Genomic DNA, 14939 nt, shown 5'->3' with positions numbered 1-14939 from the left:
GTGTCGATGGTGTTGTCCGGGGTGATCTCCTTCGCGACGGCGTCGGCCAGGTCCTCGGCCTCGGCCAGGCGGCGAGCGGCGTCCACGCCGTGGCGTTCGGCCCACCGCTCGATGAGCGCCTGGCGCTCGGCGGCCGCCGGGTCCAGCGGCACCGGCCGGACATCGTCGGGGCCGGGGGCGGTCGTCTCAGATACGGCCGTCACCGCGCAGCTCCTCTCGGTCCGCTTCGGGAGCGATGGTGTAGCTGAGCCCGGGCAGGGTGCCGCCCCAGAGCATCCTGGTCTCCCATTCCTGTGCCTGGATGTCGATGCGGCCGTCCGGCACGAGCTCGGAGCCGTTCCACCACCAGCGGGCCAGACCGTTCGCGGGCCGGGCGAACTCCACGCCGTACGCGTTCACGTCGATGCTGGGCCACTGGTGGTCCCGTTCGCTCTCCATCGCCTGCCGCAGCCGTTGCACCAGGAGATCGAGTTCGGCTTGTGCCTCCTCGTAGCTCCGGTAGCTGGGCGGTGGGGTCCAGCCCGGGGTGCCGACGATGACGCCGACGACGGGGTGCGGCGTGAAGGACACCCTGCCGGCCTGCATGACGAGCCGCGGCGTGAGGGGCAGCACGGGTTCGTCGTCGGGCTCGAAGCAGATCCGCCACTCCCGTTCGTGCAGCCAGTCCGAGCGGGTGCCCTGCGCGGGAGCCGGCTCGTAGGCGACGCAACGGTTGTACGTCTGCCGCGACAGCGCGGCCTTCATCTGGTCCCGCTCCTCGCGAGAGACGTAGAGGACCGGCCGGGCCCCGGCGGCGATGAGCTGCTGGCGGTCGAGCACGAGGCCCCACGGTTCGTACGGGCCCCGCCCGACCCCGTCGCGGAGCATCACGCGGCGGGCCTCCTCGGTGACCTCGCTGAAGCACAGCACCGGGGCATCGAGCCCGAAGGGCGCGGCACCACGCAGGGTCCCGCTGTGCAGGATGCTCACCAGGCGGTCCTCCGGAGTGGTCGGCGGAAAGTCCCGCCGTTCGTTCGGCCCACGGGGCCGGCCGGTGAAGTGGACGAGGGTGTCCGGCAGGTCGGGGTGCGCGCTCATGTCGGGTGTCCTTCCCCTTAGCCGACGCTGGTTCCATGGACCGCCACGTCCGTCCGCGATTCACGGACGCCCGGTGGGAGGTTGGCCAATTTTCGTTGCACAAAGAGGGTTGGCATGCATGTATAAGGATAGTAGATCAGTGCTGCACTAACCGTGCAGCACTTGGAGTGAAACGAGGAATCAGCTTTGGGCCACGTTCGTCCGCTCGCCAACGGCCTGCGCACCGACCACCCGGTGCCGGGCCTGCCCTTCATCGACGACTCCCACATCCCGCTCGACGAGGGACCGGAGGCCATCGAGGCCGTCGGCCGCCACGAGGCCAGCGGCATGTGGGGCCGCTACGACAAGAACCGCGCCGACGGCGGCTGGCACGCCTTCACCACCGACCCGCTCAACCACTCCCTGGGCTGGGCGGTGCGTTATCACCCCGAGCACGGCCGGACCGTGCTGCTCATGCGCGACGGCGACACCTCCTCCTGGCACACCCAGTGGTCGGCGGACCAGCTGCTGTTCCGAGCCGGCGGCTACTGGTGGGACGGCACCACCTGGTACCGCCCCGGACAGGTCTGGGATCCGATCGCCCAGGACTATGAGCGCCGCAAGGCCCGGATGGCTGTCACCGTCAGCGCCGCCGACATGCTCGACGGCCGCGCCGCCCCGGCCCTGGCGTACATCGGCAAGGTCCGCGCCTTCGACCCCGACGCCGAAGGACCGGACAACTGGCTCAACCACCTGGCGCTGTGGGCCCAGCACCACCAGGAGCAGGAGAACACGCTGCCGCTGGAGCGGTGCGTCGTCGACGTCTCCAGCCCGGAACTGACCGCGGCGCAGCTGATCGGCGCCCCGGAGATGGCCGAGCTGGGCGGCATCACCGCCTCCACGCTGCGCGCCTACATCTCGCGCGGCAACAGCGAGGTGCCGCTGCCGCAGGCCACCGTCGGCGGCCGCGACCAGTGGGCCCGTGCGGTGGCCGAGGACTGGGCGGAGGCCCGCCAGCGCTCCTACGAGGGCGTCGGGGCCGCCATGTCCGCCGGCGACCGCGACAGCCTCTCGCCCGGCGCGGCCGAGGTACGCGACCGGTTCGCCAGCAACTTCCAGCACACGCTGTTCGACCGGCCCGACGTGCGCAAGCGGTGGGTGCTGCGCCAGCGCAACAAGGAGTCCGTCGCCGAGATCGCGAACGAACTCGCCTGGTCCGTCGCCGTCAGCCTCGACCGGATCATTCCAACCGAGCACCTGGGGCGCGTCGTCCAGGCCGCGGTGATGCACGACTTCGCCGAGTCCGCCGAGATGTTCGCCGACGAGGACAAGGACGCTGAAGGGCCGCAGAAGTGGTGGCACCTCAACCTGTCGGTGCCGGTGGCCAAGATGCTCGACTGGTACATCCGCTACTTCCCCGGCGACGCCTACGCCAGCATCGGGGAGATCCAGCGGCAGGCCCACACGACGTGGAAGGTGCAGGCGGCGGACACGCTGCGCGCGCTGCGGTCGGCTCTCTCGCTCGACGGCGAGCTGACCGAGCAGCAGCGTGAGACGTACTTCGCGCTGCTCGAGCCCCATGAGAACACCGGCTGACACCCGCCGCGCCCCACAGATGAGGGGGCCGGAGCCAATGCCAGTGGCTCCGGCCCCCTGCCGCGTGACTGTAGAGGACGAAGGCGGTGCCCACGGGCGGCCTGGTCGTTTCCACCCGGGCCCGGTTCGCGTTCACCGCCGCACCGAGCACCTCCGTCGCGCCCGGATCCGCGACATCACCCAGGCCCAGCCGTCGCTCTGGGCGGACCGCCTGCTCACCGCCCGAGAGCCCATCGAGATCCAGCTCCAGGCGCATGTGGCACAGAAATGGCGTTACAGGTACCGGGGACAGGGCGCTCCCGCTGGTGCGGCGGGCATTCGCCAGTGCACCAGGACGTTCGTCGCGATGGTGCAGTGCCCGTCCGCCGACGGTCTCAAGCCTCGGTCCTTGCGGGGCAGGCCCGGGGCAACGCGAAGCCCCGGCTGGACGGGGGAGACCAGCCGGGGCCGTGTGCGATGACGTGCGGAGGGCGGTCGCCTCTCGGCGGAAGGCTCCATGGGGCTTCAGCCGGACGATCGTCCCCACGGGCTATAGGTGAGTAGGTGTTTTTTGAAGCCTTTGGCGGCCCGGCTGACCTGACTTCGTGTGACGGTGTATGAGCGGACAGGGCATCACATGTACCGAGGTTCTAATCGATTGCGGAGGCAGTCGATGGCCGGGCATTGTTCGGGCATCGCCCGCTCTGGTGGGCCCGCGTGCCGAGGAGGCACTTCAGTCTCTGTTGTTCCCGTGCGTCGTGTGGCTCTCCTCGGTGGTGGCTTCTCCATGGACGAAGATGGCCTGCTGGACGACTGGGTGCTCGGTCACGCACGCGTGTCTCGACCCAAGGTCTGCTTTGTGCCCACGGCCAGCGGTGATGCCCCCGCCTACCTCGACCAATTCCTCTCTGCGTTCCAGTCACGCGCCTGTGAGCCCAGTGTCTTGCCGCTGTTCCGGAGGGAGCTTGATGATGCCGCGTTGCGCACGTTCCTGCTCTCTCAAGACGTCATATACGTAGGAGGCGGCAACACCGCGAACTTGCTGGCCGTCTGGCGTGCGCACGGCGTGGACCGGTTGCTGCGCGAGGCCTACGATCGCGGCACGTTGCTGTGCGGTGTCAGCGCTGGCGCCAACTGTTGGGCCGAGGGCTCGCATACCGACTCCTTCGGACCGTTGACGTTTCTGCCGGACGGGCTGGGTCTTTTGTCCGGCTCGGTCTGCCCGCATTACGACAGTGAACCGGGCCGCCGCGCCTCCTACCAAGCGGCCATAGCCACCGGCTCGCTCCGTGCCGGGTGGGCGCTGGAGGATGGTGTCGGCGCTGTATTCACGGACGGCCTCTTGACGGAAACGGTGACCCGCACGTTGCAAGCCCACCTATATGAGGTCGGACCGGATGGGGAAAACGGAGCCACGGAGCGAGCCCTGCCGTGCCGCTTGCTCACCGAATCTCAGTGATCCTTTTCCTTACCTTCCAGCAGGATACGGAAAGGCGAGGAGACAGGTATTCGGATTCTGTCGAGTAGGGCCGCTGTCAGAGAGTAGCCGGTCGCTCTCTCGTCCACTGGCTGGTGCGGGCGTTCTTGCGGGTACACAGCCGCCCTCGACCGCTCCACCCCCACTGTCCACGACCTGCCGCATACCGGGCACTCCGCTTGCTCGCCACGCTGTATCGCGATGACCCGCTTACGGGTCTTCTGACGTCTCCGCCACCGCCTTGACCTGCACCGACCCGAACAGAACAGTGCCTCCGCCGCCATCGTCTGCGGCAGCGGATCCCCGCACTCCCGGCAGTACCGCCGAGCCGTCTTGTCAGCCCCCACAACCCAGATGATCCAGCCGTACACACCTCACGGCCAGGGATCAAAAACACCTACTCATGACCGATCCGTGGAGCGGCCCCCACCCCGTCGGCCGGCGCCAGGGGCCCTCGATCACCGCGGTCCTCAGTGCCAGGTGGACTCGCATGTGCTGATGACCCCGTCCGCCGACCCCAGACAGGCCCGCGCGGACAGGTGTCGCATCCCGGGCTTGCCGTAGGCGTACTTCGACACGGCCGACCGGCCATCGGTCGAACAGTCGACGACGGGCGCCCGGTAGTGCCAGTGCCCCGACCAGCCGACGCCGTCGTCGTAGATCTCGTAACGGATCTGCGCGATTGCACAGTAGCCGTCCGGTTTGTCATCCGAGACGGAGCTCCGGACGGCTACGGAGTTGCGCTCCCAGTAGATCTTCGTCTTCTGGGTCGCGCCGCGGTAATTGCTCCTGGAATCCCGGCTGTTGTCATGCGTGGGAGTCGTGGTCGACCAGTACCAGTCTTCGGTGTTGTGCGCCTGTGCCGGAGCCTGGGTCATCACCAGAAACCCGAGCAGGGCGGCGAACAGGGTCAGAGATCGTTTCACTGCGGTTTTCCTCCGGTCGATGTCGTGCGGCCCGCCGGGCGTGGCCGCGGCCGGCACGCTCGTACCGGCCGCGGCGCCCGTGCGCCGAACGTGGGGACATGAAAACGCCGTCGGGCGGAGCCCGGCTGGGTCTACCAGGCGCGCTTGCAGTTGAGGAGCGGCTTCTTGCCGACCTTGCGGTCGCAGGCGTAGGCGTACACGTTCGCCTTGTTCTTGAACGACCACGACTTGGTGCCGTTCACCACGGCGACCTTGTTCTTCACGGTGCGCCATGCGCCGTTGGTGAACTCGTCGTACTTGAGCGCCAGGACGGCCTCGTAGCCGTCACCGGCGACACGATCCCGGGCCGTCGCGCCGGAGAAGGATCCGTCGTAGAGCGGACGGCCGGCGGCGGTGCCGGAGGCCCAGTACTTGTACGTACCGCTGATCTCGGCCTTGCCGCTGGTCGACCTCGCGTTGAAGCCCACGGTCACCGCGTTCGCCGAGGTGCTGGCCCCCATGACCAGCACGGACGCCAGACACATGGCTCCCACGAGCCCGCGCTTGGTGAACGTCGTCCCCACAGTTTGCATTCTGGACGCCATGGAAGACCTCTTTCTCGTCGATGGGCTGTTCATGGATGCCGGACCCGCGGCCAAGGCGGCCACTGGGGGGGCGTCCTGGAACGAGTTCACCGGGTCTCGGGTTGTTGCACAGCCGTGTCCCGGGCATGAAACAAAGCAGGTCACAGGCTCGGGTTGGCGAGATGGTGTCTTCCGCGGCGGTGGGGCGCGTGTTGGGATGAGACGCCGCTGCAGCTCACGCGGACGGCACGGGGGAAGGAAGCGACATGGGGCGTCCGGAAGCGGACCTCGACCCGGGGCTGGGACCGGTCCAGCGGTTTGCGTTCGAGTTACGCAAACTCCGTCAGGAAGCGGGCGGCATCACCTACCGGCAGATGGCCCGACAGGTGGAGGTCTCGGTCTCCACCCTGTCGAGAGCGGCCAACGGAGAGCAACTGCCCTCCCTGCCAGTGGCCCTGGCCTACGTGCGGGCGTGCGGCGGCGAGGAAGAGTCGTGGGAACAGCGCTGGCGCGAGGCGGTCACGGAGCAGGCCCGGCTGAGCGACCTCGTCGCGGACGAGACCGGCCCTTCCCCCTACCGTGGCCTGGCCCGGTTCGACGTGGGCGATGCGGAGCTCTTCTTCGGCCGGGACGAGATGACCGACGGGCTGGTCCGCGCGGTGATGGAGCACCGCGTGTTCGCGATCTTCGGGCCGTCCGGCAGCGGCAAGTCATCGCTGCTTCGGGCCGGGCTGATTCCCCGTCTGCGCGGTCTCGACGGACCGCACCGCCCGGCGGCGGTGCGGATCCTCACCCCGGGCGAGCATCCGCTGCGCACCCACGCCTCCGTGTGCGTACCGGCCCCGGGGGAGGGGGACACCTGGCTGGTGGTGGACCAGTTCGAGGAGGTCTTCACGCTGTGCCGCGACACCGGCGAGCGGGCCGACTTCCTTGCCCGCCTGCTGACCGCCGCCGAGCCCGCGAACCAGCTGCGTGTCGTCCTCGGCGTACGCGCCGACTTCTACGGACGCTGCGCCGAGCACCGCGAGCTCGCCGACGCGCTGCGGGAGGCCAACCTGATGGTCGGGCCGATGAGCCCGGCCGAGCTCCGCGAGACCGTCGTCAGGCCCGCGCAGTCGGCCGGACTGATCGTCGAACGGGAGCTGACCACCCGCCTCGTGGCGGAGGCGGGCGGCGAGCCGGGCGGCCTGCCGCTGCTCTCGCACGCCCTGCGGGAGACCTGGCGGCGGCGCCGCGGCCGGGCGCTCACCATGGAGGCATACGAGGCGGCGGGCGGCGTGCACGGCGCGATCGCGCAGACTGCCGAGGAGATCTACACCCGGCTGGCCCCCGACCAGGCGGAGCTGGCCCGGCTGATCCTGCTGCGGCTGATCGCTCCCGGCGAGGGCTCCCAGGACACCCGTCGCCCGGTCGACCGGAGCGAACTCATGCTCGGCACCGCCTCCCAGGACGACATCGCCCTCGTCGTGGACCGGCTGGCCCGCGCCCGGCTGCTCACCCTCGACGAGGACACCGTCGATCTCGCCCACGAGGCCCTGATCTCCGCCTGGCCCCGGCTGCGTGGCTGGATCGAGGAGGACCGTGAGCGGCTCCGGGCCCACCGCCGCCTGACCGAGGCGGCCCGCGCCTGGGACGACCTGGGACGCGACCCGGGGGCCCTGTACCGCGGCACCCGGCTGGCCACCGCCGAGGAGGCCTTCGCCCGGCCCGGACACAGTGCCGCCCTCACCGCGCTGGAGACGGACTTCCTCACCGCAAGTGCCGCAGCACGCGATCAGGAGCGGCAGGCAGCGACCCGGGCCGCCCGCCGGCTGCGCACACTGGTCGGCTCGTTGTCCGTTGTGGTGGTGCTCACCCTCCTGGCGGGCGTCGTCGCCTGGCAGCAGGCTCAGCAGAGCGACCGGCAGCGGGTTCTGGCCGCCGCCCGCAAGGCCGCCACCGCGGCGAATGCGCTGCGCTCCTCCGACCCCCGGCTGGCACTCCAACTCAGCGTCGCCGCATGGGAACTGAGCCGCATTCCGGAGACCCGGTCGGCGCTGCTGGGCGCCTTGGAGCAGCGGGAGCGGGCGAGGTTCGAGGCGCCGGCATCCGACTCCTACGAGCAGCAGTTCCTGAGCAGCGACGGCCGCGCCTTCACCCGCATCCAGAAGAGGCGCATCACGGTGCAGGACGCGGAGACGGGCCGTGTGACCGGCACCTACCGTGCGTTGCCGCGCCACGCGGAGGAACACGGCACTCTCCCACACAGCCCTGACGGCACGGCGCTCGCCATCCCCACGGGCCACGGAATGCAGGTGCGGCTGTGGGACATCCGCGCCGGACGGTACCGCGGCCCCGCCTTCGGCCCTTCCCATGTCGAAATCATGTTCGCCTCCATGAGGAAATTCAGCAGCAGCGGAGGGGCGATGCTCTTCGGCTTCGACGACCGCGGCATGGAGGTGTGGGACACGCGCACCGGGCGGCTGCTCACACGCACGGGCCCGGGCATCATCCCGACAGAAGGGGAGGACGTCAGCGCCGATGGGCGCCTGCTTGCTTACTGTGGCCGGGACGGTCACTTCGAGCTGTGGGACATGCGCCAGGACCGCCGATCGGCTGCAGAGTGGACCACGAAAGTGCCCTGCTCGACCCTGTCGAGCCTGCAGTTCTCCCCCGACGGACACACCCTGGCGGCGACGGACGGGCAGGGATTGCGGCGCTGGCGGCTCTCCTCCGGGAAGGAGCTGCCCAGGCTCCGCCAGGCGTCCCCGGAGCAGTATGTCTTCAGTGACGACGGGGAGTTCGTGGTGGGCGCGGGCAGGAATGAGATGCTGCTCTGGCGCCTTGACCGGCCGCAGGCCCCAGTCTTTCGTCACGTGCTGGCGGACGAGTACGAGGGTCCCGGCGACGTCGGAATCGACATGAGGTCCCGTGCGATCCGCTACGTGGGACGCGGGAGCGGTGTCCGACCCGTGGTGCACACGCTCGATTTGGGCCGGTCCGTCACTCCGTCCTGGCGTGCGCATGCCGTCAACAACGCCACGTTCAGCGCGGACGGCAGCACACTGGCTGTGGCCCGCGTGGGCGCCCGGGCCGACCGCTTCACCCTGCTCGACGGGCGCAGCGGCAAGTTCATGGCGGACGTTCCTGGGCAGGAGCGGTCCGCTCTGGCCGAGGATGACGTTCCGTTCCTGATGATGTCGCTGAGCGCCGACGGGGACCGCTTGGCCCATGGCCTGGGCAAGTCGCTCACATGGGGCGTAGACCGGATCCGCGTCTGGGATACGAGGAGAAACCGGCAGGTCACGGTGCTCAACCCCGGGAAAGCGGACTTCCCTTTGATGGCAGTGGCCCTCAGCCCGGACGGCCGGAAGGCGATGACCACCGATGGCAACAGCGGAGTCAAGCTCTGGGACACCGGCACCGGAAAGCGGCTGCGCACCCTGCCCGAGCCGAACCGTGGCAACGGCAATGAGCAGCCCCAGAGAATCGGTGCGCTCAGCGCCGACGGCACAAAGCTCCTGACCGACACCGGTGCGCTGATCAGAGTGTCCGATGGCAAGACCCTGCCCGACGAACACGGGGAGTGCGGGGACTGCCTATTCGCGTTCAGCCCGGACTTACGCCGGATCGCCACGGCGAAGTACTCGGGAAACGTGTCCCTGTGGGACGGCACCCTGCGTACGCCGCTGGGCACACTGCCCGGCACCCTCTCCCGCGCCACCCTCGGCGAACCCGAGCAGGCGACCGCGATGGCCTTCTCCCCGGACGGCACCACCCTCGCCGTCGCCGGGAATCAGGGCACCCTTCAACTGTGGGACGTGCCCTCCCAGCAACCCCTCGGCCCTGCCCTGCGCACTCCGGGCGACGGCATCCTGTCCCTGGCCTTCAGCCCGGACGGCGGCACACTGCATGCCGCGGGCGAGCACGTGCCCTGGCAGAAGTACGACATCGATCCGGACCGAGCCGTCGACACGGTGTGCGCACGCGCCGGAGCTCCGCTGTCCCCAGCCGCTTGGAACAGGTTTCTCCCCGAAGTCTCCTACCGGCAGCCGTGTCGGTCTTGAGCGTACGCAGTTCCCCCTGCGCGTAGGCGGCGGCGTCCACGATCACTGCAGCTGGTGTTGTCATGCCCGCCATCCTGCCCGCCGCCACTGACAACGCCCCCGTGCAGCGAGTGTCAGTACGCGAGGGCAAGGCCAAGCCGGACGCCATCGTCAAAGACGGTGGTCGAGATCTCAAAAGTCCTGACTGGCCTTCGCGGCCGTCGGATACGACGGCGACTTCGGCCGGCTCACTGTGTGCCCGGAGTCGGCGGTCTGGGGCGGTCGCTCCAACTTGGTGCAACCGGGCGGAGAAGGAGGGGAGTTGGGCGGGATGTGCGTGTGTGCGGTGACCCGAAAGCAGCCGGAGGACGACATTCCCTTTGAGATTCCCACGTCCTTTTGTCGTATATGCACTCTAAGGTCGGGTGGCGCAAGGTGGCGCTTAGTGCCGGAGTGGCGAGAGTGCATATGCAGCCGGGCTGCGCCCGGCAGACTTCCGCCCGGGAACGAGCCGCTCATGGGGGCCGTCCCGAGCCGTTTCACCCAGTGCCTGGGCGTCGCCGTCGTGCTGGCTTCGCGCATGCCAAGAGACAGATCTCTGCACCGCCTACTCATACGAGGAGCGAGGCGCACACGGATGACGTGCGCCGATCCAACCATGCCGACATCCTTCATCCATGACGTCAGCGCTCAGTACTTCGCTGCCGTGATGTTCGCACTCACAGCGGCCACCGCTGGCGCTGTCCGTACCGCCTGGCGCCGCAGGCGCCGCCGTCAGGGGCAGGAGCAAGTCGTACGGCCCCGGCAGCCCGCCGTCTTAGCCGCCCGGGCGAGGGTAGAGCGAGATCCCGCACCATCGCAGGCGACGGAAACGTCGTCCTCGAGACGACGCGAGGAGTCGTCATGAGGACGACATCCAGCCCTGGAGAGCAGCATCCGGACGCTCAGCACAACCGGGACCAGGCGTGGGCACGGCTGACCCAGACTCCCTCGGGCGGCCGCCGGCTCCCCTCACACAGCGGCGGCTCGCCGGGGCGGCTGATGGACATCGCACGGAACTACGACCGCATCTGCCAGCGAGCCGAGGGCACCCTCCTGCCCGACGCCACCGACGCCGACGTGCTCGCTGCGCTGCTGGTCATCCGGATGCTGCGCGAGAAGCTCGACCACGACGAACTCAAACTCACCTCTCTCGCCCGCACCAAAAAGATCACTTGGGCGCGCATCGCCCAGTGGCAGGAGCTCAGCGGGCGCCAGGCGGCAGAGCGGCGACACCTTCAGCTCAGCCGGGCCTACACCCGACCAGACGGCACGGTGCCGCGCACCCAGAGCGAGCGGGTTGAACAGGCCCGCGAGCGCCGTAGTCGGCGCGCCGAACGAGAGTGGGCCCGCCAGCACGTGCAGCGGATCCGCCGCATTGCAGCCCAGCTGGCCGCCGTCGGTGACCTCCAGGAGCGCGTCGACCGGTCGCAGGAGGCACGGGTCATTCTGGCGGTCCGCGGCTCCGAAACCGAGGGCAGCCCCGAGCCGGTCCCGCTTGTGTGGCCAACGGCCCTACGGGAGTGTGTGGCCGAGGATGAGCGGTTCCGCAGCACCCCGCCGCAGCCTACCGACGACGGCGACCTGGACGGCCCGGACTGGCACCGGCAGCAACAGGAAGCCGACATCCTGCACCGGCTCCTCGGTCTGGTCAGGTACGCGGCCAATCGGCGCAACATCGATCTGTCTGACCTCCCCGACCTGGCCGACGCCATCCGTGCCCTCCACCGCGACTCGCAGCAGCAAGCCAAGAACGGGCGATCGCCAAGGCCAGGCGCTTCCACCTCGTGACGCTTCGGGGCGTCTCAGCCTCGGCTGAACTCCGGCGGCCGGGCCCGGGCGGGGGGAGGGGCCCGCGCCTAGAGCGTGTCTCCTTGATAGGTGGACCAGTTGATCGGACGTGTCTGTCCGGCTAGTGATCACTGATGCGATGTGGGACCGGATCGAGCCGCTGATGCCGCCCGATCCGGTCCGAGGACGACGGTGGGCCGACCATCGCCGAACCCTGGATGCCATCGCTTGGAAGTACCGCACCTGCTCGCCCTGGCGCGCGATCTGCCAGAGGACCTTGGGCCCTTTCAGAGCGCGCACAAACGCCTGATCAGGTGGGCCATGGACGGCACATGGGAACGAATCCTCGCGGCTGTCCTTGCCGTGGCGGATGCCGGGGACGAGGTGGGCTGGACCGTCTCGGTGGACTCCACCGTCTGCCCGGGCCCGCCACAGGCCTGCGGCTGGGGTGTGTCGACCGCAGAGTTGATCTCGGTCAAAGTGCGGATGCGATCACGCCATGACAGGCGGGTCTCTGGCTAATCGAACATGGCGTTCGATAGGAGTTTCCCCGACCCGGTGTCCGACATCAGGTCTGACACTGCATGAGATCGGGGGTTCGATCGTATGGATGGGGCATGGTTCAGACGCCGCGCCGCACAGGCTGTGGCGGTGATGGTGCCGGCAGCCCTGCTGACGGCGGCACCATCGGTGGCGAGTTCGGCCGATGCCGGAGAGCTACGGGTGGAGACGTATGTGCTGCCTCTCGGGGCGGCGAAGCCGTCGCTCGAGGAGTTGCAGAACGGGGACGGCACGGCGCGGTTGCGACAGTTGGCTGCGGCTGCGGAGCCGCGGGTGCAGCTCGCGCAGGAGACGGTCGGCCCTGCCGCTTCCTACGCTTCGTTGTCGAGACGGGCGTCCGGCTCGCCTTCGGCGTCGGAGCCGGAGCGGTCATCTGCGGCTGCGGGGCCCCGGGCAACTGCTCCGGAGCCGGCGAGGACGATGAGCTTGGATGAGTGCGCGAAGGGTCTGGGCACCGACAAGAAGTTCTTCGTCAAGTCACGGTTCGCGGTGTGCAACGGGGCATCGTTCGTCCAGACCTGGTTTCGGAACAACCGCCCCGTGGGCGAGAGCATGTTCAACGTTCGCGTGATCGGCACCGTCGCGCGCAACAGCCGCACGATCAACTATGCGTACCACTTCAGCGACTTCCTCAAGGCCGGCAGCAACGCCGCCGACGGCCTGTCGGTCACTACGAAAGGGAACATTCCGCAGAGCTGGCCTTCCGGCGTGCGCTACAACCGTGGTGGCAGCCTGCCGGCAGCGGCGAGAACGTTCGCTCAGTTGAGGGCGCAGGGCACCTTCAGTCAGACGGTTCTTGCCAAGCCGGGTCAGGGCACGGGATCGGCTGACCTCATCTTCGCGGTCTACGAGCCGTCAGTGAGGTACACCGCCCCGGCGCCCTGGACTCTCAACGGCAATGGAGGCAACCTGTTCATGCTCGCCCCGCGCTGGGATGCGGCCTCGTACCTGGCCAACTCCACCGGAGGCGGGAACCCGGACAGGAGGGGCGCTGCGACGTTCAGCTACATAACGCCGCTCACCCTGAGCGCCAAACAGGGCGCGGAGGAACGGGCTGAGGCGCAGCACATCCGACAGGCCTTCCTCGTCCCACAGGACACTAAGCCGTACATGTCCGCGAAGAAGGTGCCTGGCCAGACGGTCAAGGAACCGCTGCACCGGACGGTGAGCAGCTCCCGCAACGAGAAGAACAGGGCGGCGGCGGTCAAGCAGTGCAGGCGCTACTGGGGAGCGAACTACACCAGCGGTGGGAAGGAATGCGATGAGTACCCGTTCGCCAGCACCTACGAAGGTGCCGCGGAGGTGGAGTACGACCCGGAGGCCAAGAAGTTCAACTTCTCCGTGAAGCCGATTCCGAAGGATGACAACCAGGCCGGCGGTCTGATCCTGAAGAGCTACTACGCCAAGAACCGCATCATCGACGGAATGAACGACGGCTTCATCGTCAAGATCGTCACTTGACCGGATGGACATCCCGGCGGGGGCGGCTGCAAGGACCGCTCCCGCCCTCCCGGTTCCGCGTTCTACGCGTCGGCCGGCCAGAACTGCATGAGGTAGCGCTCCAGCCCGGCACCGGTGCCTTCGCCCTCCGAAAGGGCCGCGGCTTCGGCCCGGCCGACGCAGCTGACGCGGACGCGCCAGGAGCCACCTGCGTCAGCCAGCGTGATGACGTCGTCCATCCGGCCCGTGTGCATGGACCACACCGCGACCTGACCGCTCGTCGACTCGAAATCGGCTTCGGCCTGCTCGTCCCAGTCACCCGGATCCTGCGGGGGCGGCGCCCCGTCCCACACCTCGACGTCCACTGTGGCGGTATGGGTGTGCCCACCACTGGTGATGTCCAGACGTCCTGGGTGGGTGCCGAGGAAAGAGTGGCGATGAAAGTCGTCGGGGAACGGGACGGGCAGGTCCGCGTCGTCGGACTCCTGCAGCCCAAACGCGTGGTACCCCACGAAGGCGCTCACGCGCTGCCGCCGGACAAGCTGCGCCACAAGGACCCCTTCCCAGTTCTGACACGGCTCTCAACAGGATGCTAGATCCCGCCCTACCAGCAGACACACAGCGCAGCGAATCAGCCGAAGATGACCTGCCGATGTTGCGCCAGTTCAGGGTGTCTTCGCTGGTGAGTCTGCGTGCCATGAGGTCGCTCACCGCGAGGTAGATCACGGCTTCGGCAAGGACTATTCGATCGAGCTCTGCCCGAACGTCGCCATCGACCCCCAGGACCCCGTCTTGGGCAGCTTCGTCCGTGACGACGAGCCTTTCCGGCCCGGCCTGCCCCGGCTGCGGTACCGATTCAATGGCAACTACCCCTACAGGGAGGCACTGGTGGAAGCGATCCGCCACCAGGCACCGCACTTGTGGGTGGGCGAACACGAGCGTGAGCCGGGATACCTGACCAACAGCTGAGGGCTGTCCGGCTGTCCCGCTTGTGGCCCAACAGCGGCGAGCCGATCCTTCGGAAGTAGCTGGCCGCTCTTCGGGCCACCGAGGACGTGGCGCAAGCAGCGCGATCAACCCCGTGAAGGTCAGAGTCGTGAGCCACGGGCCCGGGGGTCTCCATCCGTCCGGATGGTCAGCAGTTCGCCGCAGTCGTGGGTGTAGAGCCAGGCTGTGGCCTTCTCGTAGAAGAGGCGGACCGCCAGCGGCATCACCAGGTCGCGTATCCGCCGGGTGAGCGGGCCTGCCGTCTTGGCGTCGCGGTTGTCCGAGGCGGCCTTGACCATCTTGGCGATACGGGCCGAGCGGGCGGCTTCGTACGCCGAGAGGGCGGCCGCCACCAAGGGCTCCGCGGCCAATGACTGGGCCAGGACGAGTGCGTCCTCCAGGGCCATCGACGCGCCCTGGCCCGCGCCGACGGGGTGTCCGGCGTCGCCGAGGAGTGCGATGCGGTCGTTGTGGCGGACCGGGACCGCGTCGAGTTTGT

Annotated in this window: 11 protein-coding genes and 1 pseudogene; 7 read left to right on the top strand and 5 right to left on the bottom strand. The window is 68.7% G+C overall.

Going from position 1 to position 14939, the window contains the following annotated elements; translation table 11 throughout:
• Positions 1-186: 186 nt before the first annotated feature.
• Entirely contained in the window at positions 187-1077 is an 891-nt protein-coding gene (locus tag KUM44_RS17595; RefSeq protein ID WP_217208856.1) for a hypothetical protein, read from the bottom strand.
• Positions 1078-1263: 186 nt separating this feature from the next.
• On the opposite strand from KUM44_RS17595, the gene KUM44_RS17590 reads away from it, so the two are divergent.
• Together KUM44_RS17590 and KUM44_RS17585 are read left to right on the top strand one after the other, a co-directional pair.
• On the top strand, positions 1264-2652 hold the full coding sequence (locus KUM44_RS17590; protein ID WP_217208855.1) for a hypothetical protein: 1389 nt from the start codon (positions 1264-1266) through the stop codon (positions 2650-2652).
• Between the two features lie 766 nt (positions 2653-3418).
• Positions 3419-4090: a peptidase E gene (locus KUM44_RS17585; protein WP_254389659.1), complete on the top strand. Its 672-nt coding sequence runs from the start codon at positions 3419-3421 to the stop codon at positions 4088-4090.
• 488 nt (positions 4091-4578) lie between these two features.
• On the opposite strand, the gene KUM44_RS17580 is transcribed toward KUM44_RS17585, so the two are convergent.
• Both KUM44_RS17580 and KUM44_RS17575 read right to left on the bottom strand, forming a co-directional pair.
• Complete coding sequence (locus KUM44_RS17580) at positions 4579-5034, bottom strand: hypothetical protein (protein WP_217208851.1); 456 nt, start codon at positions 5032-5034, stop codon at positions 4579-4581.
• A 131-nt stretch (positions 5035-5165) separates the two neighbouring features.
• On the bottom strand, positions 5166-5606 hold the full coding sequence (locus KUM44_RS17575; protein ID WP_217208931.1) for a hypothetical protein: 441 nt from the start codon (positions 5604-5606) through the stop codon (positions 5166-5168).
• A 257-nt stretch (positions 5607-5863) separates the two neighbouring features.
• On the opposite strand from KUM44_RS17575, the gene KUM44_RS17570 reads away from it, so the two are divergent.
• The 4 genes and pseudogenes from KUM44_RS17570 (at position 5864) to KUM44_RS45455 (ending at position 13474) form a co-directional block, all read left to right on the top strand.
• Complete coding sequence (locus tag KUM44_RS17570) at positions 5864-9643, top strand: helix-turn-helix domain-containing protein (protein WP_217208849.1); 3780 nt, start codon at positions 5864-5866, stop codon at positions 9641-9643.
• Between the two features lie 882 nt (positions 9644-10525).
• A complete protein-coding gene (locus KUM44_RS17565) occupies positions 10526-11452 on the top strand; it encodes a hypothetical protein (protein WP_217208847.1) in 927 nt (308 codons plus the stop codon).
• A 109-nt stretch (positions 11453-11561) separates the two neighbouring features.
• Positions 11562-11896 (top strand): annotated as a pseudogene (locus tag KUM44_RS17560) (transposase); the annotation flags it as partial.
• A gap of 210 nt (positions 11897-12106) precedes the next feature.
• On the top strand, positions 12107-13474 hold the full coding sequence (locus tag KUM44_RS45455; protein ID WP_254389667.1) for a NucA/NucB deoxyribonuclease domain-containing protein: 1368 nt from the start codon (positions 12107-12109) through the stop codon (positions 13472-13474).
• Between the two features lie 62 nt (positions 13475-13536).
• Here KUM44_RS45455 and KUM44_RS17550 read toward each other — a convergent pair whose 3' ends face one another.
• Positions 13537-14004: a hypothetical protein gene (locus KUM44_RS17550; RefSeq protein ID WP_217208845.1), complete on the bottom strand. Its 468-nt coding sequence runs from the start codon at positions 14002-14004 to the stop codon at positions 13537-13539.
• Between the two features lie 241 nt (positions 14005-14245).
• Between KUM44_RS17550 and KUM44_RS17545 the strand changes: the two genes are divergently transcribed.
• Positions 14246-14422 carry a hypothetical protein gene (locus KUM44_RS17545; RefSeq protein WP_217208844.1) on the top strand — a complete coding sequence of 59 codons (177 nt, stop codon included), beginning with the start codon at positions 14246-14248 and terminating at the stop codon, positions 14420-14422.
• A gap of 119 nt (positions 14423-14541) precedes the next feature.
• Here the strand turns inward: KUM44_RS17545 and KUM44_RS17540 are convergent.
• A partial coding sequence (locus KUM44_RS17540; RefSeq protein ID WP_217208843.1) for an FAD-dependent monooxygenase occupies positions 14542-14939 on the bottom strand: 398 nt, incomplete at its 5' end.

The sequence above is a fragment of the Streptomyces sp. AC550_RSS872 genome (assembly GCF_019049285.1).
GTDB lineage: Bacteria > Actinomycetota > Actinomycetes > Streptomycetales > Streptomycetaceae > Streptomyces.
The sequence above is the reverse complement of the archived record's forward strand: the minus strand, read 5'-3'. Positions and strand labels throughout refer to the sequence as shown.